General features: G+C 41.9%; 16 protein-coding genes. All 16 read left to right on the plus strand.

The genetic code is table 11. From position 1 onward, the window contains the following. The first annotated feature begins 2 nt into the window (after positions 1 to 2). The 16 genes from flgJ to fliG all read left to right on the plus strand — a co-directional run bounded on the left by flgJ (position 3) and on the right by fliG (position 20,237). A complete protein-coding gene (gene flgJ, locus PGX00_RS06275) occupies positions 3 to 926 on the plus strand; it encodes a flagellar assembly peptidoglycan hydrolase FlgJ (protein ID WP_272133747.1) in 924 nt (307 codons plus the stop codon). Positions 927 to 1,139: 213 nt separating this feature from the next. Then, positions 1,140 to 3,014, plus strand: coding sequence for a flagellar hook-associated protein FlgK (gene flgK, locus PGX00_RS06280; protein ID WP_272133748.1), 1,875 nt, complete (start codon positions 1,140 to 1,142; stop codon positions 3,012 to 3,014). 12 nt (positions 3,015 to 3,026) lie between these two features. After that, the gene (gene flgL, locus PGX00_RS06285; RefSeq protein ID WP_272133750.1) at positions 3,027 to 4,220 is read left to right on the plus strand and encodes a flagellar hook-associated protein FlgL; all 1,194 of its coding nucleotides are present in this window, start codon (positions 3,027 to 3,029) and stop codon (positions 4,218 to 4,220) included. 389 nt (positions 4,221 to 4,609) lie between these two features. Further along, complete coding sequence (locus PGX00_RS06290; RefSeq protein ID WP_272133751.1) at positions 4,610 to 5,764, plus strand: flagellin; 1,155 nt, start codon at positions 4,610 to 4,612, stop codon at positions 5,762 to 5,764. Between the two features lie 1,095 nt (positions 5,765 to 6,859). Beyond that, a complete protein-coding gene (locus tag PGX00_RS06295) occupies positions 6,860 to 7,990 on the plus strand; it encodes a flagellin (RefSeq protein ID WP_272133753.1) in 1,131 nt (376 codons plus the stop codon). A gap of 266 nt (positions 7,991 to 8,256) precedes the next feature. After that, positions 8,257 to 9,393, plus strand: a complete 1,137-nt coding sequence (locus PGX00_RS06300) for a flagellin (protein ID WP_272133754.1) — start codon at positions 8,257 to 8,259, stop codon at positions 9,391 to 9,393. 74 nt (positions 9,394 to 9,467) lie between these two features. Beyond that, on the plus strand, positions 9,468 to 9,926 hold the full coding sequence (locus PGX00_RS06305) for a flagellar protein FlaG (RefSeq protein ID WP_272133756.1): 459 nt from the start codon (positions 9,468 to 9,470) through the stop codon (positions 9,924 to 9,926). Between the two features lie 68 nt (positions 9,927 to 9,994). Beyond that, positions 9,995 to 11,953 (plus strand): flagellar filament capping protein FliD, encoded by a 1,959-nt coding sequence (fliD, locus tag PGX00_RS06310; protein WP_407702381.1) that lies wholly within the window; start codon positions 9,995 to 9,997, stop codon positions 11,951 to 11,953. 4 nt (positions 11,954 to 11,957) lie between these two features. Beyond that, positions 11,958 to 12,263, plus strand: a complete 306-nt coding sequence (locus PGX00_RS06315; RefSeq protein ID WP_272133760.1) for a flagellar protein FliT — start codon at positions 11,958 to 11,960, stop codon at positions 12,261 to 12,263. A gap of 13 nt (positions 12,264 to 12,276) precedes the next feature. Continuing rightward, positions 12,277 to 12,687 (plus strand): flagellar export chaperone FliS, encoded by a 411-nt coding sequence (gene fliS, locus PGX00_RS06320; RefSeq protein ID WP_272133763.1) that lies wholly within the window; start codon positions 12,277 to 12,279, stop codon positions 12,685 to 12,687. Positions 12,688 to 12,908: 221 nt separating this feature from the next. Next, the gene (locus tag PGX00_RS06325) at positions 12,909 to 14,369 is read left to right on the plus strand and encodes a sigma-54 dependent transcriptional regulator (protein WP_272133766.1); all 1,461 of its coding nucleotides are present in this window, start codon (positions 12,909 to 12,911) and stop codon (positions 14,367 to 14,369) included. A gap of 138 nt (positions 14,370 to 14,507) precedes the next feature. Then, the gene (locus PGX00_RS06330) at positions 14,508 to 15,545 is read left to right on the plus strand and encodes a sensor histidine kinase (RefSeq protein ID WP_272133768.1); all 1,038 of its coding nucleotides are present in this window, start codon (positions 14,508 to 14,510) and stop codon (positions 15,543 to 15,545) included. Then, positions 15,545 to 16,972, plus strand: a complete 1,428-nt coding sequence (locus tag PGX00_RS06335; protein ID WP_272133769.1) for a sigma-54-dependent transcriptional regulator — start codon at positions 15,545 to 15,547, stop codon at positions 16,970 to 16,972. The genes PGX00_RS06330 and PGX00_RS06335 overlap by 1 nt, the downstream gene beginning before the upstream one ends. Before the next feature lie 141 nt (positions 16,973 to 17,113). Continuing rightward, a complete protein-coding gene (fliE, locus tag PGX00_RS06340; protein ID WP_272133770.1) occupies positions 17,114 to 17,425 on the plus strand; it encodes a flagellar hook-basal body complex protein FliE in 312 nt (103 codons plus the stop codon). 15 nt (positions 17,426 to 17,440) lie between these two features. Next, positions 17,441 to 19,186 carry a flagellar basal-body MS-ring/collar protein FliF gene (gene fliF, locus PGX00_RS06345; RefSeq protein ID WP_272133771.1) on the plus strand — a complete coding sequence of 582 codons (1,746 nt, stop codon included), beginning with the start codon at positions 17,441 to 17,443 and terminating at the stop codon, positions 19,184 to 19,186. Continuing rightward, on the plus strand, positions 19,179 to 20,237 hold the full coding sequence (gene fliG / locus PGX00_RS06350; RefSeq protein ID WP_272133772.1) for a flagellar motor switch protein FliG: 1,059 nt from the start codon (positions 19,179 to 19,181) through the stop codon (positions 20,235 to 20,237). Before fliF ends, fliG begins: the two co-directional genes overlap by 8 nt. Positions 20,238 to 20,250 lie beyond the last annotated feature (13 nt).

Below are 20,250 nucleotides of genomic sequence, written 5' to 3' on the forward strand. Positions count from 1 at the left end.
TGATGATAAATAATTCGAATGACATCGGTTTCGTTCACGATATCGCTAGTCTAGACAAGCTGCGTCAAAGTGCTGTTAGTAGTGATGAAAGTGACAACAAAGAGGCTCTAAAAGCAGCGGCAAAGCAGTTTGAGTCTATTTTTACCACAATGCTTTTTAAATCAATGCGAGACGCAAATTCTGCTTTTGAATCTGATTTAATGAAAAGTCAGAATCAAGATTTTTATCGTCAAATGCAAGATGAACAAATGGCCAGTGAGCTCAGTGCTTCTGGTTCTTTGGGTCTTGCAGATATGATCGTCGCTCAATTAAGTGCTGGTTCGGAAAGTGATGATAGTGAGCTAATCATGCGAAATGCTGCGTTAGATACGTCACTCAGTTTGCCCGTTGATCAATCAAAAGCAGGTGAATTTGCCGATGAGGCACTATCCGTTATGGCGGCTAATAAGGTCCAATCCAATAGTCGATTTGATAGCCCAGAGCAATTTGTACAAACTTTACAACCATACGCAGATAGAGCGGCCAAAGCACTCGGTGTTGATCCTTCAATTCTTATTGCACAAGCCGCATTGGAAACTGGTTGGGGTAAAAAGGTTATTCAAAACTCATTGGGTAGTAGTAATAACCTTTTCAATATTAAAGCAGACAGAAGCTGGAAGGGTGAGAAAGTCGCTACTCAAACTTTAGAATTTCATGACAACGTGCCTGTAAAAGAAAAAGCAGCGTTTCGTTCGTACAATAGCTATGAAGAGAGCTTTAACGACTTTGTTCGATTCCTTAACCAAAACCCAAGATATGAAGCAACGCTTTCTCAGAATAATAATTCGGAATCGTTTATTCGTGGCATTCACAAAGCTGGCTACGCAACGGACCCTAAATATGCGGATAAAGTACTGCAGGTAAAAGAACGAATCGACAATATGTAACAAGGAGGAAGCGGCGACGCTTCTTTTTTTATTCTAGAATCTAGAAACTCAAGACTCAAGACTCAAGACTCAAGACTCAAGACTCAACAATCAACAATCAGACCTCGTATTCATTGTCACCTCCATTCAAACACTCAACTTGGCACACACCTTGCTACATACTCAATAAGTTAATTAAAAACATCCATTTTAAGTAGTTTCACTGGGGGCATTATGGCGTCGGACTTGTTGAATGTTGGTACTCAGAGCGTATTGACCGCTCAGAGACAACTCAACACCACTGGTCATAACATATCGAATGCGAATACCGAAGGCTATAGCCGTCAGTCGGTAATCCAAGGAACGAATTCGCCTCGTCAATACGGTGGTGAGACGTACGGTATGGGTGTTCATGTGGAAAATGTTCGCCGCTCTTGGGATCAGTTTGCCGTCAATGAACTAAATGTTTCCACGACAAGTAAAGCACTACGTGAAGATGATGAAGAGAACCTAGGCAAACTAACAAGTATGCTCTCTTCTCTCGCATCGAAAAAAATACCAGAGAATATAAATGAATGGTTTGATTCAGTAAAAACACTATCCGATTCACCTAATGATATGGGCGCTCGTAAAGTGGTATTAGAGAAGGCTGGCTTAATCAGCCAGAACCTCAATACGTTTTATGAAACCGTTCGTCAACAGTCCTCAAATGTTAATCGTAAACTTGATCTTGCTGTAGAAAGAGTTAACCAAATTGGTAGTGATATAAAAGAGCTACATAGGTTAATGATGCGCACTCCAGGTCCACATAATGACTTAATGGATAAGCATGAAAAGTTAGTGAAGGAACTGTCACAGTACACCAAAGTGACAGTTACGCCTCGCAACAATAATGAAGGCTTTAATATTCACATTGGTAGCGGGCACAACTTAGTTTCTGGCGTAGAATCGAGCAAATTAACGATGATTGATGGTTCACCAGACCCACAACAGCGCCAGCTTGCTCTGATAGAAGGTCAGGGTATAAAAGCGATTAATCATACCGGAATTGATGGCAAACTTGAGTCTTTGTTCAGAATGCGTGATGAATTTATCCCTTATGTGCAGGATGAACTTGGACGAGTTGCGACATCTATTTCCTATGGTGTTAATGAGCTTCAGGCACAAGGTTTAGACTTACGAGGTGACATTGGTTCAAATGTGTTTACCGATGTGAATTCAGAACGTGTTGCCAAATCGCGAGTGGCGTTAGAGAAAAACTCACAAGCCGATTTAGCTGTTTATATTGATGATATGTCTAAGTTGAAAGCCGGTGATTATCACCTTAGATATGATGGCAGCGATTATACCGTTATAAAGCCGACCGGAGAGGTCGTCCAAGTCGAACCGAAAAATTCTGCCCTTTATGTTGATGGCATGCGTGTTGAGATGAACAACTCTCCTCGTGCAGGTGAAAAAATAATTTTACGACCAGTACGTTTTGGTGCGGAACAGATGAAAGTGGTCATGAATGACCCGGCAAAAATTGCCGCTCAAAGCTATGAGAGTTCAATGACTTTTGAGCAAGGAGATGCTGACTTCCATGTTTTAGTTGCGGGCGAGCTGAAGGAATTTCAAGTTGTTGTCTCTCCGCAAGGTGATCAGTTTGCCGTATTAGATATGAATGGCAAAGTATTGCTTACACCTCAAGACTATCCACCAACTGGACCCGTTACTGTCCAAGGAACCACCTTTGAACTAACCGCAGGTGCCATTGCTAACGACAAGTTTGCGGCAAACCTTACCCCGTCAGAAGGTGATAACGGCAATTTGCGCAAAATGCAGGACATGCAAACGGCAAAAACCCAAAACGATAATAATTCTACTATTTTACAGCTTTACCATGATCTCAACACGGATATGGGATTGAAGATGTCTACCGCCTCTAGGTTGTCAGAAGTCGCACGCCTAGAAAATGAATCGGCTCAAGAACGTGTTGCCGAAATATCAGGTGTAAACCTAGATGAAGAAGCCGCCAATATGATGAAGTTTCAACAGTCCTATATGGCCTCATCTCGTATTATGCAAGCAGCAAACGATACGTTTAACACCATTTTGGCATTGCGGTAGGAGGGTAATTAGATGGTTGGAAGAATATCAAGTTTTCATAATTACCAGTCGGTTCAGAATGACCTTCGCAGGCAAGAGGCAAAAATTGTCCACAACCAGGCTCAACTTGCGTCAGGTAAAAAATTACTGAATGCGAGTGATGATCCACTTGCAACGCATTATATTCAAAATTTGGGTCAGCAGTCTGAACAACTCCGACAATACATGGATGCGATCGTACTCACTCGAAATCGCCTAGAGCATCATGAAGTATTGGTTGCAAACTCAGAAGAATATGCTGATCAGGCAAAAAGAACGGTCATGGAAATGATCAACGGTTCGCATTCGAAGGAAGACCGAATCGCTAAAACTAGAGAGATGCAAGAGATCTTTAGTAACTTGCTTAACTTAGCAAACAGCCAAGATGAATCAGGCAATTATATTTTTGCTGGGACAAAGCCTAAGAACCAACCTTTCTTTCGAGACAACGAAGGGAATGTCACCTATTCCGGTGATGATTACCAGCGCAAGATGAAAATTTCTAATCAGCTCGAAATGCCATTAAATGACCCTGGTAGCAAGCTGTATATGGAAGTTGATAATCCATTTGGTAATTACAAACCGAACTACCAGTTACAGGCCGCCTCAGAATTATTGTTAGAGCGCGCGGTAAATTTGGATAGTACAGATGATGCTCAATATCAGATTACTTTTGTAGATATGGGAACCGGAAAATTTGGTTACCAGCTCGATAAAGATGGCAGTGCCGTATTAACGGAAGAATTTGATCCTAAAGAAGGCATTAAATACGAAGGCTTAACGATACAGATACGTGGTCAGATAACGGCGGGCGATTCTATAACGCTCGAACCGCAAGATACAGTGAATATTTTTGATAGCTTTAAACAAGTGATTGAATTATCAGACGCTTCTGTATCGGACGCATCAGCCACTGCAGAACTGCATCGGTTAACGAAAGAGTTCAACGCGGCATTTATTCATCTTGGCAAAGCTAGGACGGATGTAGGTGCTCGTTTGAATACACTTGATATTCAAACAGATCTGCATGAAGACTTTAAGTTAACTCTTGCGAAGTCTAAAAGTGCCTTCGAAGATCTTGATTATTCACAAGCGGTTATCGATTTTAACGAGAACTCGCTTGCACTAGAGGCATCGCAAAAAGCCTTTGGTAAAACGAAAGACCTCACATTATTTAACTATATCTAAGTTTCCATTGCCGTATGTGCCAAAGCCATACGTGCGGACAGCGTGAACAGTTATTTGACATGAGTGAAAGCGGCAATTGTTGTCACACTATAAATAGACAGAAAATTATTGCCGTTTGTTAAAGCTTCAATGTAAGAAGTTGAATTGATAGAAAGCCATGAGTATTATTAACTAATTGTTTTTTAAGTATATAAACAATTAATACAAATATTATATAAAAGTGGCACACTACTTGAATGTATGTAATTAGACGAAGTGAATACGTAATGAACTAAGCGGTGAAAATGGAACTTAGTTCGGCAAGTAAATATACGGTCAGTGCTTATCCAAATGAGACTAAAGCTGACCGCTTCGCAGAAAGCTTGCGAACTCAATAGGAGAGCAGAAAAATGGCTGTAACAGTAAGTACTAACGTCGCGGCGATGACGTCCCAGCGCTACTTAAACAAAGCGACTGAAAATCTAAATACGTCCATGGAACGTTTGTCATCAGGGCACAAAATTAATAGTGCTAAAGATGATGCAGCGGGCCTACAAATTTCAAACCGATTGAACTCACAATCTCGCGGTCTTGATGTTGCGATGCGTAATGCCAACGATGGTATTTCCATTGCTCAAACGGCTGAAGGCGCGATGAATGAATCATCGGCAATTCTAACCCGTATGCGTGATTTGTCACTTCAATCTGCGAATGGTTCTAACTCCTTGTCAGAACGTGTGGCCATAAACGAAGAAGTGTCCGCGTTACAAGATGAGCTTAATCGTATCGCTGAGACAACATCTTTTGGTGGACGCCGACTCCTCAATGGTTCGTTCGGAGAAGCCGCCTTCCAAATAGGTGCTAATTCGGGTGAGGCGATGATTATGGGACTAACCAGTATTCGTGCTGATGACTTTCGAATGGGAGGCGCAACCTTTAACGCTGAACTTCCTGAAGGGAAAGTAATAGGCAGCGACTGGGGTGTTCCAGCGGATAAACTTGATCTGAAATTCACCTTTGCTGCGGACGATAAGAACGAAGAGCTTGTTATCGATATCCAAGCAAAAGCCGGTGACGACATAGAAGAATTAGCCACTTACATCAATGGTCAAACAGACAGATTGTCAGCATCTGTCGGTGAAGGCGGCAACTTACAACTCTTCGTTGCTAATCCGAAGATTGCTGGTGGATTGGATGTATCTGGTTCACTCGCTTCTGAGATAGGTATTGCCGGCGCAGAGGCTCAAGTTACTACTACGCAAGATATTGATGTGACAACTGTTAAAGGTTCTCAAAACGCAGTGGGTGTTATTGACTCAGCTCTTACCTATGTAGACAGTCAGCGAGCTGATTTGGGAGCGAAGCAAAACAGACTAAGTCACAGCATTAATAACTTGTCTAATATTCAAGAAAATGTTGAATCGTCTAAGAGCCGAATCAAAGATACTGATTTTGCGAAAGAAACGACGCAACTTACTAAAAACCAAATTTTGCAACAGGCAGGTACTTCCATACTTGCCCAAGCAAAACAATTGCCAAACTCTGCATTGTCACTACTTCAGTAGTCGATATTGTAGATATGGCCTTACTCTGCATTAGTTGGCGCAGACGTGAACCGACGTTGAGTAAAGTTATATTGGCAATCGTGTTTTAAATAGAAGTCTGGCGGCTCTCTCACTCTCACTGCCAAAGGACCGAAGTTTAAAGTGCACCGCTAAGCCGGTTATGTGTTATTTCTCTCGATCTCCACATAGGCAATCTGGCTTGCAACCGGCCCCAGTTCTCTCAAAGGAAATGGGGCTTTTTCCTTTCTGAAATCCGTTAATGCTTTCATCGTCTCTGCTTCGCTATCGTTACTTTTGCGAAGGATGTTGCATTGGTATCTTTCGATTCCATAAACTGGTCAAAACATCTATATACGCTTAGTCATGGGGTTATTTTAATGTTCGTTCTATCGAACACATTTCATCTAAAGAGAAAATGCAAATATATGGGGCTATTTATGACCGAAAATGAAAAGCCCCGAACCGAATTAACGGTTCAGGGCTATGTGTTAGTGACCTTTGAGAGAAACCAACGACGCGCACTGTATCAAAAATAAGACACTGAGCAAAGTGGCAATTGTCGTGGAAAATTGAAAAATGGGATTACTGTTTTACTATGCAATAAAATTCAACCGTTCTGGTACAAAGGGAAACGAGTGATGTCTACTAACCATATATATCACTAGCGCACAAAAATTATTAGAGCAGAGATAAAAATATGTTATCTAGAAAACGAGCGAATGTGCGTTGTAAGCTTTTAAGAGAAATAACGCTGTCGGAATATAACGAGGCACAGTCATAAAAATGCTGTATATAACGGAGACTTATCGCTGCACAACTTCCTTTCCTTAGTGCTAAAATCGATTGACCGCAAATATAGACAAACCAAATATCCTCGACCGCCCTGACGAAATCTTTAGTAATTTGTACTTTGAGTCTTTATACCTAAGAGCGAGGTCACGTTTTTTTAGTTGATGAAAAATATTTATAAAAAAAACCAAATAATCCCTAAAGGATTTTTCTACCGAGCCGTTAATGAAAGTAACTTTGAGAGAACTACTTGGTTTTTCGAGACGTCGAAAACCGCTTTAACGAAAAATCAATTGGAGAATCACCATGGCAGTTAATGTAAATACAAACGTAGCAGCAATGACAGCACAACGTCATTTGTCTAGCGCAGCGAGCGACCTAAACAGCTCAATGGAACGCCTATCTTCTGGCTTTAAAATCAACAACGCAAAAGACGATGCAGCAGGTCTACAAATCTCGAATCGTTTGAATGCACAAAGCCGTGGCTTAGACGTAGCAGTACGAAATGCAAATGATGGTATTTCGATTGCCCAAACTGCTGAAGGCGCAATGAAAGAAACGTCGAACATTCTTCAACGTGTACGTGACTTGTCACTACAATCAGCGAATGGCTCTAACTCAAAACAAGAGCGTGTTGCGATTCAAGAAGAAGTAACGGCACTTAACGATGAATTAAACCGAATAGCGGAAACAACCTCTTTTGGTGGTAACAAACTGCTTAACGGCACACACGGTACGAAATCATTCCAAATCGGCGCGGATAGCGGTGAAGCGGTGATGCTTGACCTGAAAAATATGCGCTCAGATAACGCTATGATGGGTGGCAGTGCTTACAAAGCGGAAAATGGTCAAGGTAAAGATTGGTCCGTTGCTCAGGATGCGAGTATGACCATCAGCTTGACGGATAAGTTTGGTGACGCACAAGAGTATGTTATCAATGCTAAAGCGGGTGATGACATAGAAGAGTTAGCGACTTATATCAATGGTCAACAAAGCGATGTTAGTGCTTCAGTAGACGAAGAAGGCCGTTTACAGGTATTTGCAGGCAACAATAGTGTTGATGGCGAAGTAGCCTTTAGCGGCAGCCTAGCAGGCGAGCTTGGAATGGGCCCAGCGACAGCGGTTACGGTAGATACTATCGACGTAACGTCAGTAGGTGGAGCACAAGAAGCCGTATCTGTTGTTGATGCAGCGATGAAATATGTTGATAGTCACCGAAGTGAACTTGGTGCATTCCAGAATCGTTTCGACCATGCAATCAATAACTTAGATAACATTAACGAGAATGTAAATGCGTCTAACAGCCGCATCAAGGATACAGATTTCGCGAAAGAAACAACAGCGATGACTAAGTCTCAAATCCTACAGCAGGCGTCTACATCAGTACTTGCACAAGCGAAGCAAGCGCCGAATACAGCACTTAGCCTTCTAGGCTAATACAGACAGCTACCTAGCTGAATAATATAACCCAGCCTTTATGGCTGGGTTTTGTTGTTTTAAAGCGACGTATTTTTATATTTTCCATAAATCGTTCACTTTGTGATCGATTTCACGTCTCAGTTCTTTTCAGAAAAATAATAAAAAATTTCCTAAAGGTATTTCTCTAATAGCCGTTACAAGGGACGAGAGAAATAAAATTTGATGTGCTTTAGCGAGGTGAGAGACGCGACGGCCATCACCCCATATGCCTAAGGAGATCAATTATGGCAATTAATGTAAACACTAACGTGTCTGCAATGACCGCTCAACGACACCTGTCGGGTGCTGCTGAAGGTCTAAACAAATCAATGGAACGCCTGTCCTCAGGCTATAAGATCAATGGCGCGAAAGACGATGCTGCTGGTCTTCAAATCTCTAACCGACTCAGTGCCCAAAGCCGCGGCTTAGATGTCGCTGTACGAAACGCAAATGATGGTATTTCTATTGCTCAAACCGCTGAAGGTGCGATGAAAGAAACAACCAATATCATGCAGCGTATGCGTGACCTTTCTTTACAATCTTCTAACGGTTCAAACTCTCGTTCTGAGCGTGTCGCTATTCAAGAGGAAGTCTCTGCTCTTAATGATGAGCTTAATCGTATCGCGGAAACGACCTCATTCGGTGGCAACAAACTGCTAAATGGTTCATACGGTACTAAATCGTTCCAAATTGGGGCTGATTCTGGTGAAGCTGTTAGCTTGTCTATGGGCAACATGCGATCTGATGATACCGATATGGCTGGCAAGAGCTATTCTGCAACAGAGGGAAAAGGTAGTGATTGGGCTGTACAAGAAGGCTCAAATGATTTTGTTATCTCCTATAATGATAAATCAGGTGAAGCAAAAGAGATTACTATTAATGCGAAAGCTGGTGACGACTTAGAAGAACTAGCCACATATATCAATGGTCAAAGCAGCGACGTTAAAGCCTCTGTTGGTGATGAAGGTAAGCTTCAAGTTTTTGCGTCAAACCAAAGTGTGCAAAATGGTGATGTGAGCTTTAGCGGCTCTCTAGCGGGCGAATTGAATCTTGGTGCTGGAGAAGTACAAAGCGTTAATGATATTGACGTAACGACAGTGGCTGGATCGCAGCAAGCTGTGGCTATTTTAGATGGTGCATTGAAAAATGTAGATAGTCATCGTGCAGGTCTTGGTGCATTCCAAAACCGATTTAACCACGCTATTAGTAACCTAGATAATATTAACGAAAACGTTAATGCGTCTAAAAGTCGCATTATGGATACCGACTTTGCTAAAGAGACAACTCAGATGACTAAATCTCAAATACTTCAAAATGCGAGTACATCTGTGTTAGCCCAGGCTAAGCAATCTCCATCAGCAGCGTTAAGTTTGTTGGGATAAGTAGGCTAGGCTAATAGCCTATGTCTACTGTTAAGTGATTAATCACTTGCTAACAAGGTGGAAGGGAGATCGGTATGGATATATCCGCATACACATCGAACATCCAACCGTATGGTGAACCTTACGGAAAGTTTGGTAATACCGACGGTAAAGCTGGTGGCATAAATCTTGCTTCTGATGGTACAGGCGCGACTGAAAAATCAGTGTCTACTCAAAAAGATGTCGGTAAAGTTTTAAATGAATCCGACATGGCGGAAAAAACGAAAGCAGTTGAGGATTTAGTTCAAAAACGAATTGATCTCAACAAGGTACAGCTTGAAAAGATGGTAGAGAAAATGGATGAATTCGTTAACTCTATAAATAAAGGACTTTCGTTTCGAGTCGATGAGGAGTTAGGTAGAGATGTCGTTACTATTTATGAAGCCAGTACTGGCGACATAATACGACAGATCCCTGATGAAGAGATGCTAATTATACTTAGGCGCTTAGCTGCTGCTGCTTCTTCTGGATTTTTTATAGAAGAATCAGTTTAACTGTCTTATAGGTGAGTTGAATGAGTTTAGGCCCTTTGGGTATGTCATCTGGTATGGATATCAATTCCATGGTCAGCAAAATTGTTGATTCCGAGCGTGTGCCTAAGCAAGCTCGGATCGACAATGATCGTGCGCAAATTGGTACTGATATCAGTGCATACGGTCGGCTCAGAGAGTCACTGGATACGATGAAAAATCTGATGGCAAACTTTCGTCAAGAGAAAGCGTTTGCGGTGAGAACCGTAGAATCTACCGATGACGATGTTGTGTCTGCCTCAGCGACAACAGAAGCTATCGCTGGTAGGTATGCTATCGATGTGCTGCAGCTTGCTCAAAGCCATAAAGTGGCCTCTGAAGCGATGTCTGAAGAGGTAGAATTTGGACCGGGCAAGCTGCAAGTTTCATTAGGAAAAGAAAATTTTACTGTTGATGTAAAAGATCGCTCAAGCATGGTCGATATTGTGCGAGGCATCAATGGCACTACTAATAATCCTGGAGTAAGAGCCTCGATTATTAATGATACCAATGGCAAACGGTTGATTGTTGCATCAGATAGATCTGGTGCAGAAAATAACATCAAAATATCGGTTGAATCTGAAGTTGGTAATCCCCTCAAAAATTTCGAATACAAAACACTTGAAGAACGAGTAAAAGCGCTCGAAGTGGCAAGGAGCGCGGCAGAAAAAGCGCTTGCCGTTCCAATTTTAGGGCAAGAAATTGCCAATCAAATGGGCTCAGACTTGCTGGATGGAGAAAAAGAAAAGTCTAAAGATGATTTAATAGACCAAGCACGTGGTCAGGCCGCCGCGGAAACGCTGTTAACCACAAAAGATGCAGACGGTAACGTTGTCCCATCTTTTGCAAAGCCGGAAGATTCAATACCTGGTTGGTCAGAAACAGCATCGGGTACATTACTTGATTCATATGAACCACCTGAACCTGAATTGGATGAAAAAGCGTTAAATAAAATGGGCGATGTTCCAGGGTGGAATAATACCGCCTCTGGCACATTAACCGACTCCTTTGTTACCCCTAGCGAGGCTCAGGCAGCTGAAGAACAAAGGATTGCTCAATTAGATGCGGAAGCAAGCGCTCTGATAGCGGCACAAGATGCTGAATTGGCAGACAAAAGAGCAGAGATTGATGACGCTGTCGCTAAAGGGACTTTAACAGAAGAGCAGGCTTATCAAGCCAAGCTTGACTTGTTACCACCCGAAGAGCGTGAGCGCAGAGTAAATATCGACAATACACAAGCCGCGCTGCAAAGCGCTCAAGAATCAATGGCTGCTTATAGCGGTATGGCTGAAGTACAAACGGCACAAGATTCGGTTGTTATGCTTGACGGTATTGCTCAATTGAGTAGCGAAAATAATGTCATTGAAAATGCCATCGATGGAATTGATATTACAGTGAAAGGGGTTACAGACCCAACTGAAAAGAAAACTGAGATTGGTGTTGAGTATGACAGGCAGAGTGTAAGAGAGGATATCGAACAGTTTGTATCTGCATATAACCAGTTTCACCAAATTTCTAGCGACCTGTCTGCTGTCGACCCACAGACGGGAGCCGCGGGTCCGTTAGCTGGTGACAGTATTGTCCGTTCTGCTCAATCGCGGTTAAAAACGGCTTTTTCTACGGCAGTAGAACAAGCACCGGAAGATCTCAAAACTTTGACTGAGTTCGGGATTACTAGTACCAGACAAGGTACACTAGAAATTAATGATAAAATGCTCGATAGGCAACTTAACAAGAACTTTACTAAACTTGAAGAGTTCTTCGGTGGCAATAATGGTTTTGCCAAGAAGGTAGAAGATGCTATTCAGTCAATGACAGGAGTAACGGGAACCATTAGGACCCGAGAAAATTCATTGAGAGAACAAAATTTTAGACTGAGCGACCAACAATCTGAACTTGACCGTCGGATGGTGAGTTTAGAAGATAGAACGAAAAATAAATTTATGGCGATGCAAGATGCAACCGCCAAAATGCAGGGTCAACTATCTGGCATGATGAACGCATTGGGATAATACATTGAGTCAATTATTAGACAATTTGAAAGCGTTAGATCAAAAAATGTTAGAACTATTTCAACAAAATGAAGTAGATAGTGAAAAAATCCTTTCATGTATAGATGAAAGGGAACAAATATTGCAGGAAATTAATTCAGAATTTAAGTCTGTTCCCGGTTTTGAAAGTTCACAAGAGTGGCAAGACGCGATTATACGAACGAAACAGCTCGTTAAATTGCTTCAAACAGAATCTAATCAGTTGGGTGAACAGCTTAAGAAGTATCGTCACGGTAACAAATCGGTTCAACGTTACCAACAGTTTTTATAAGAAGAGGAATACCATGCGCGGTTCATTACAAGCATATAAAAAGGTATCTGTAGATAGTCAATTGAGTGCGGCTTCTCCGCATAAAGTGATTCAGATGCTGATGGCAGGTGCGATTGAACGCTTGGTGCAAGGCAAAGCTGCGATGGCCCAAGGTAACATAGCCGTTAAAGGTGAGCGTTTAGGTAAAGCACTCGATATTGTTATCAGTTTAAGAACATGTCTTTCTATGGATGAAGGCGGAGACGTCGCTCAGAATCTAGACCAGTTATATGAGTTCATGATAAGCCAGATATCTGTGGCAAATATGGAGAATAACCCTCAAGCCATAGATGATGTTATTGATATCTTAAGAGAGATAAAGTCAGCGTGGGATCAGATACCCAATGAGTATCATAACCTTACGGCTGCAGAGCTAGGTCAGTGATCAATTTGATGTTTTTACCTTAAATACGGGCATTGCTGTCATAATAGATAGTTGCCTTATTTCACAGATGCCATAAAATAACGCCCATTAGACAAAAGTTCGCTTACCTAGTGGGCTTTTTTTGTTGCTGTTCTCCCCTAATTAGCTATCGTTAAATTAACGTTGTTTAAATGACTAAGCTGATAAAACACAAGAACATACATAAGGCACCTTATTAAGCTATGGATAGATTAGCCAAACTGTTGATAATTGAAGATGATGAAAAATTGCAACTTCAGTTAGCGATAATTCTGGAATTCATTGGGGAACAAGCTCTCGTTATACATTCAGAACAATTAGATTCGGTAAAATGGACCACCGAATGGTCTGCTTGTATTTGGGGGTCTATCAGTGATGAAATAGCTGAGGCTAATGTAGCAAAACATATTCAGAATTCGATTCATATCCCAACGCTTACCTTAGGGAAAAAAACGGGAACAATGTGCGAGTTCCCACATTTCATTGGCGAACTTTGTACCCCTCTAAATTACACTCAACTCACCGATGCGCTTCATCATTGTTCCGTATTTTTAGGAAAACAGAGCAGTGAATTTGTTAGTGGACGCAAAAGCACGCTGTTTAGAAGCTTGGTTGGAGAAAGTGCCGGTATCAAAGAAGTTCGCCACCTCATTGAGCAAGTCGCAAATACCGAGGCAAATGTGTTAATCCTCGGTGAATCCGGTACGGGTAAAGAAGTTGTTGCGAGAAACGTGCATTATCACTCTTCAAGAAGAAAAGGGCCGTTTGTACCAATTAACTGTGGGGCTATACCAGCAGACCTTTTAGAGAGTGAACTCTTTGGTCATGAAAAAGGCGCTTTTACCGGTGCAATTACCGCTAGAAAAGGGCGATTTGAATTAGCGGAAGGCGGAACTATCTTCCTTGATGAAATTGGTGATATGCCAATGCCAATGCAGGTTAAACTGTTACGTGTGTTGCAGGAAAGATGCTTTGAACGCGTAGGTGGTAATAGCACGATTAAGGTTAACGTTAGGATTATTGCGGCAACTCACCGAAATCTAGACGACATGATAACAGACGGTGGTTTTAGAGAAGACTTATACTATCGTTTAAATGTTTTTCCAATTGAAATGCCCGCGTTGAGAGAGCGAAGCGAAGATATCCCATTATTGCTGACTGAGTTGATGTCTAGAATGGAAGCGGAAGGAAGCCCTGCAATTCGATTTGCACCGAGAGCGGTTGATTCCCTTATGGATCATACATGGCCTGGCAACGTTCGTGAGTTAGCGAATCTAGTCGAGCGTATGGTCATTCTCTACCCAAATAAACTGGTCGATGTGACGAATCTACCGACCAAGTATCGCTATAGTGATATTCCTGAATTTCAGCCAGAGTACACTTCAAGTTCCGATAGTATTGAAGAACAAGAACGTGATGTTTTAAGCAGTATTTTTTCTCCGAACTTTTCTGCTGAAGAAGAAAGTGCCAAGAACGGGTCGGATGCTTACAGTTTGCCTGAAGAAGGGTTAAACCTGAAAGAGTATCTTGCTGATCTAGAGGTCGACCTTATTAGCCAGGCACTAAATAAACACGATGGTGTGGTTGCAAGGGCGGCGGATATGTTGGAAATCAGGCGAACCACTTTGGTAGAGAAAATGAAAAAATACAATTTACAGAGATAATGAACTAGATATAACGTCTTTCGCTATCGTCAATAATATGACACACAAAATAAACCATAACATCTTGATATTATAGAGTAATTCATTGGCCTGCTAATTGCATTCTTTGCTATTGTTCTATTTACAAGAGATATAAACATGGCATCACTTTCCATTGGGGAAAACGAAACTCACTTAGGCTCACTTGAAGATCAGGTTACAAGATACAAGCAAGTATTAGATGTCATGCCTGCCGGAGTGATTCTGTTAGATACTCAAGGTGAAGTGAAAGAGGCCAATCCTGAAGCGCAAAAACTACTGGAAGTTCCTTTAGTAGGACAGAAGTGGTTCGCGGTAATTCAAAACGCCTTTGCACCAAGAGACGATGATGGACACGAGATTTCATTAAGAAACGGCCGCAAGGTTAGATTGGCTATTTCAGCGTCATCGACAGGGCAACTTATTCTTATTACCGACCTGACAGAAACTCGCCTTCTGCAATCGAGAGTGGGTGATTTACAAAGGCTTTCATCGCTAGGCCGCATGGTCGCTTCATTAGCTCATCAAGTTCGAACGCCACTTTCTAGCGCAATGTTATACGCATCAAACCTCGGTGCTGCCAATCTCCCCGTCCCAACAAGAGAAAGATTTCAGACTAAGTTAATGGATCGTTTGCATGATCTAGAAAAGCAAGTAAATGACATGTTGCTGTTTGCAAAAGGCGGTGACAATAAAGTGGTGAATGCATTTACAGTGAGTGATCTTGTCTCTGAATTTCAACCAATGATAGAAACCGCAGTAAAGAATAACCAAATCGATTATTTTTTAGAAGTTGAAAGCGAAGATACCCAATTACTTGGTAACGTCAATGCGATGGCGTCAGCGTTAAGCAATCTCGTCATCAATGCAATTCAAATTGCAGGTAAAGAATCTCAAGTCGATGTATTTCTGCGGCCAGTCAATAATGAACTAAAAATTTCAGTTCAAGACAGTGGCCCAGGCGTCCCTGCAGAGCTACAAGCAAAGATCATGGAACCATTTTTTACTACTCGCTCTCAAGGCACTGGTCTTGGTTTGGCTGTTGTTCAGATGGTATGTCGTGCCCACAAGGGTCGCTTAGAATTAATATCAGAAGCAGGGGATGGTGCATGCTTCACAATGTGCCTTCCTATTGAAATAAACTCTGGAGAAGAATAATGGCTCAAAGCAAAGTGTTAATCGTTGAAGACGATGAAGGTCTACGCGAAGCGTTAGTAGATACTTTAGCCTTAGCTGGTTATGAGTGGATAGAGGCTGATAGTGCGGAAGATGCACTTGTAAAATTAAAATCTCAAGAAGTTGATATTGTCGTTTCAGATGTACAGATGGCTGGCATGGGTGGTTTAGCGCTATTAAGAAACATTAAACAGCAGCGACCTAATCTTCCGGTTCTTCTTATGACGGCTTATGCCAATATTGAAGACGCTGTTGCTGCGATGAAAGAAGGTGCAATTGATTATATGGCGAAACCTTTTGCACCAGAAGTTTTGCTAAATATGGTCTCTCGATATGCTCCGGTGAAAAATGATGATAATGGCGACGCTATTGTAGCGGATGAAAAAAGTTTAAAACTCCTATCTTTAGCAGACAAGGTTGCGAAAACCGATGCTAATGTGATGGTTCTTGGTCCGAGTGGGTCAGGCAAAGAAGTCATGTCTCGTTATATTCACAACGCTTCCAATCGAAAAAATGGGCCATTTGTTGCGATCAACTGTGCAGCTATCCCTGACAATATGTTAGAAGCAACCTTGTTCGGTTACGAAAAAGGCGCATTTACAGGTGCAATTCAAGCCTGTCCGGGAAAATTCGAACAAGCCCAAGGCGGAACAATACTGCTTGATGAAATCAGTGAGATGGATCTAAGCCTACAAGCAAAACTCTTACGAGTGTTGCAAGAAAGAGAAGTTGAACGTCTTGGGAGTCGAAAAAGTATTAAGCTTGATGTTCGTGTACTTGCTACCAGTAATCGAGATTTAAAACAGTATGTATCGGAAGGTAATTTCCGTGAGGATTTATACTACCGACTAAACGTATTTCCAATCTCTTGGCCTCCACTGACACAAAGAAAAGGCGATATTGAACCACTTGCCAAACATTTGGCGGAGCGACATTGTCAAAAGCTCGGTATGCCCGTGCCCTCAATGTCTAATAGCGCAATGGTCAAGTTGTTGAGTTATCCATGGCCGGGTAATGTGAGGGAGTTAGATAATGTTATTCAACGTGCGCTTATCCTAAGTGAGCACGGAGATATTCAAGACGACCATATTTTACTTGAAGGCGTCGATTGGCATGATGCTACCAGCCTACAAAGTGTTGTAGAGGCGGGCGAAGTAGTACCATCTGTTCGTCCAATCGCTGAAGTAAATCCAGACGTTCCTGTAGCAGCATCAGTGTCTAAGCCCTCTCTATCAGGAGAAGGACTCGGAAACGAGTTAAGAGATCAAGAGTTCGCGATAATTTTAGAAACCTTAGTTGAGTGTAATGGTCGACGAAAGGAGATAGCAGAAAAATTAGGTATAAGCCCTAGAACACTCAGGTATAAACTTGCAAAAATGCGCGATGCAGGCATAGAACTTCCTAGTTAATCATTAAGTTATATTGAAACGCTAAGCCATTTTGATAGAAATGACTTAGCGTTTTTCATTACATTGCTCTACTGGCATGCTAATTGCAAAATTAACATTAGGTCAGAATAAAAAGTCAAAAAATTGGCTTGTGGGGATGAAATGAATATTAGTGGAATTCAAGGTGAAATGCAGGCAATGATGCTTGAAGCATCAAATACTAAAGCAACCGCTACGGGTCAAACTGTCAGCGCTGATTTTAGTAAAATGCTAAGCTCTGCAATTAACAACGTGAACTCTCTCCAAAAAGCATCCAGCGATATTCAGATGCGTTTCGATAGAGGAGACGAAAATGTGTCTCTATCGGATGTCATGATTGCGAAAAATAAATCAAGTGTCGCGTTTGACGCAACCATCCAAGTTAGAAACAAGCTTGTCGAATCTTATAAAGAATTAATGAATATGCCAGTTTAGGTTGGGTGAAGAATAGTGGCTGACGATAAACAATCAACAGATTTGGCAGTAAGTGATTCTAGTGGCAGCGCACTTATGGCTGGCGCAGATGGCCTTGATAGCGCCATACAAGATCCAGATTTACATGAGAAAAGTTCTGCAAAAACTGACTTCGGAATGGGTGATCTTGATCTGCTTCGTCAGGTTGTATTAGTTCTATCTATTTCTATTTGCGTAGCTTTAATTGTGATGCTTTTCTTTTGGGTAAAAGAGCCCGAATTACGACCTTTAGGTTCATACGAAACCGAAGAACTTATTCCGATTTTAGATTATCTCGATCAACAAAAACAAGATTACACACTGAATGGCAATACGATTTCTGTGCCAGTGAGTGAATATAGTCAGTTAAAACTAAATCTGTCACGAGCAGGTTTGAATCAAACGACGGCAGCTGGAGACGATATACTTCTAAATGATATGGGTTTTGGTGTCTCACAGCGTCTAGAAAAAGAAAGATTAAAACTCAGTCGAGAAAGGCAGTTAGCTAAAGCTATTGAACAGATGCGCCAAGTACGTAAGGCTTCTGTTTTACTCGCCTTGCCACAACAAAGTGTTTTTGTACGCCATAATCAAGATGCTTCCGCAACGGTATTTTTGACTTTAGCTACTGGTTCTAGTTTAAAACAAGAAGAAGTGGATTCTATTGTTGATATGGTTGGAAGTGCAGTTCCAGGTATGAAGCCAACTCGCGTTACCGTAACCGATCAATATGGCCGTTTGTTAAGTTCAGGGTCTCAAGACCCGTTATCGACGGCACGTCGTAAAGAGCAAGACATCGAAAGAAAACAAGAACAGTCGCTTAGAGATAAAATAGATTCGGTATTAATGCCTATTTTAGGGATTGGAAATTATACAGCGCAAGTGGATGTTCAACTCGACTTTAGTGCAATAGAGCAAACGCAAAGAAAATACGATCCACAAACACCTGCGACAAGAAGTGAATATACTTTAGAAGATTACAACAACGGAAGTGTTGTGGCTGGGGTACCGGGCGCATTGAGTAATCAACCCCCAGCAGACGCTTCTATTCCACAAGACGTTGCTCAAATGAAAGATGGCTCTATGCTCGGACAAGGCTCCGTACATAAAGAAGCAACTAGAAACTTTGAGTTAGATACCACCATTAGCCACGAGCGTCGACAAACGGGTGTTATCGACCGTCAAACGGTTTCAGTTGCCATTAAAAATCGCGCTATTACGAATCCAGATACTGGCGAAGTTACCTACCAACCTTTGTCACAAGGTGAAATTGACGCAATTAAACAAGTACTTATAGGTACAATTGGGTTTAGTGAAGCCCGTGGTGATTTGTTGAATGTGTTAAGTGTTAAATTTGCTGAACCTGAATTTGCAGAAGTAACAGAAACGGCTATTTGGGATCATCCTAACTTTAATGACTGGGTTCGTTGGGCTGCCAGCGCTCTAGTTATCATTATTGTGATTGTTGTGCTGATACGCCCTGCGATGAAGAAACTTCTCAATCCACATGATGAAGAAGAAGCAGTGGAATATGGCCCAGATGGATTACCAATTAATGCGAATAGCGAAACCAGTTTAATCGGTAGTGATATTGAAAGTGGTGAAGCATTTGAATTTGGGTCTGGTATCGATTTACCTAACCTACATAAAGATGAAGATGTGCTCAAAGCAGTGAGAGCATTGGTTGCGAATGAACCTGAGTTAGCGGCTCAGGTTGTGAAGAATTGGTTACAAGATGCCTGATGAAATTGTAAAAAGTGAAGAGGGTGGACCTCTAGCAACAACGGATGCTGTTGATATAGCCAATATTGTTGGTGATGAGCGAGCAGCGATACTGTTATTGAGTCTTAGTGAAGAGGATGCGGCAGGTATTATTCGTCATTTAGAGCCGAAGCAGGTGCAACGCGTTGGTAGTGCAATGGCGAGAGCAACTGACTTAAACAACGATAAAGTAACGGCTGTGCACCGAGCGTTTCTAGAGGATATTCAAAAGTACACCAATATTGGTATGGGTAGCGAAGACTTTATGCGTAAAGCACTCGTTGCTGCTTTGGGTGAAGATAAAGCCGGAAACTTAGTTGACCAAATTTTGTTGGGCACAGGTTCTAAAGGTCTAGATTCGTTGAAATGGATGGATCCACGTCAGGTTGCTACCATCATTATTAATGAACACCCGCAGATTCAAACTATTGTGCTCTCCTATCTAGATGCGGATCAGTCTGCAGAAATTTTATCTCAATTCCCAGAGCGAGTTAGGCTTGATCTTATGATGCGTATTGCCAACCTTGAAGAAGTCCAACCGTCAGCGCTAGCGGAATTGAATGAAATTATGGAGAAACAGTTTGCTGGTCAAGCTGGTGCTCAAGCTGCGAAGATTGGTGGTCTAAAAGCAGCGGCAGAAATTATGAACTACATGGACAACAGCGTCGAAGGTGTTTTGATAGACCAAATTCGAGATCAAGACGAAGATATGGCTACTCAGATCCAAGATTTGATGTTCGTATTCGAAAACTTGATCGAAGTAGACGACCAAGGTGTTCAGAAACTGTTGCGCGATGTGCCACAAGATGTACTGCAGAAAGCATTGAAAGGTGCAGACGAAGGGTTACGAGAGAAAATATTCAACAACATGTCAAAACGTGCTGCAGAGATGATGCGCGACGATATCGAAGCTATGCCTCCTGTACGTGTTGCGGATGTGGAAGCGGCTCAGAAAGAGATCTTGGGTGTGGCAAGAAAACTGGCCGACAGCGGAGAAATTATGCTGTCTGGCGGTGCCGACGATTTCTTATAATAGTTATTAAACA

It is taken from the genome of Vibrio algarum, assembly GCF_028204155.1.
Classification (GTDB): Bacteria; Pseudomonadota; Gammaproteobacteria; order Enterobacterales; family Vibrionaceae; genus Vibrio; species Vibrio algarum.

Coding starts and splice junctions, on each gene's coding strand:
- flgJ (WP_272133747.1), top strand. CDS start 3: ATGATAAATAATTCGAATGACATCGGTTTCGTTCACGATATCGCTAGT.
- flgK (WP_272133748.1), top strand. CDS start 1,140: ATGGCGTCGGACTTGTTGAATGTTGGTACTCAGAGCGTATTGACCGCT.
- flgL (WP_272133750.1), top strand. CDS start 3,027: ATGGTTGGAAGAATATCAAGTTTTCATAATTACCAGTCGGTTCAGAAT.
- PGX00_RS06290 (WP_272133751.1), top strand. CDS start 4,610: ATGGCTGTAACAGTAAGTACTAACGTCGCGGCGATGACGTCCCAGCGC.
- PGX00_RS06295 (WP_272133753.1), top strand. CDS start 6,860: ATGGCAGTTAATGTAAATACAAACGTAGCAGCAATGACAGCACAACGT.
- PGX00_RS06300 (WP_272133754.1), top strand. CDS start 8,257: ATGGCAATTAATGTAAACACTAACGTGTCTGCAATGACCGCTCAACGA.
- PGX00_RS06305 (WP_272133756.1), top strand. CDS start 9,468: ATGGATATATCCGCATACACATCGAACATCCAACCGTATGGTGAACCT.
- fliD (WP_407702381.1), top strand. CDS start 9,995: ATGGTCAGCAAAATTGTTGATTCCGAGCGTGTGCCTAAGCAAGCTCGG.
- fliS (WP_272133763.1), top strand. CDS start 12,277: ATGCGCGGTTCATTACAAGCATATAAAAAGGTATCTGTAGATAGTCAA.
- PGX00_RS06325 (WP_272133766.1), top strand. CDS start 12,909: ATGGATAGATTAGCCAAACTGTTGATAATTGAAGATGATGAAAAATTG.
- PGX00_RS06330 (WP_272133768.1), top strand. CDS start 14,508: ATGGCATCACTTTCCATTGGGGAAAACGAAACTCACTTAGGCTCACTT.
- PGX00_RS06335 (WP_272133769.1), top strand. CDS start 15,545: ATGGCTCAAAGCAAAGTGTTAATCGTTGAAGACGATGAAGGTCTACGC.
- fliE (WP_272133770.1), top strand. CDS start 17,114: ATGAATATTAGTGGAATTCAAGGTGAAATGCAGGCAATGATGCTTGAA.
- fliG (WP_272133772.1), top strand. CDS start 19,179: ATGCCTGATGAAATTGTAAAAAGTGAAGAGGGTGGACCTCTAGCAACA.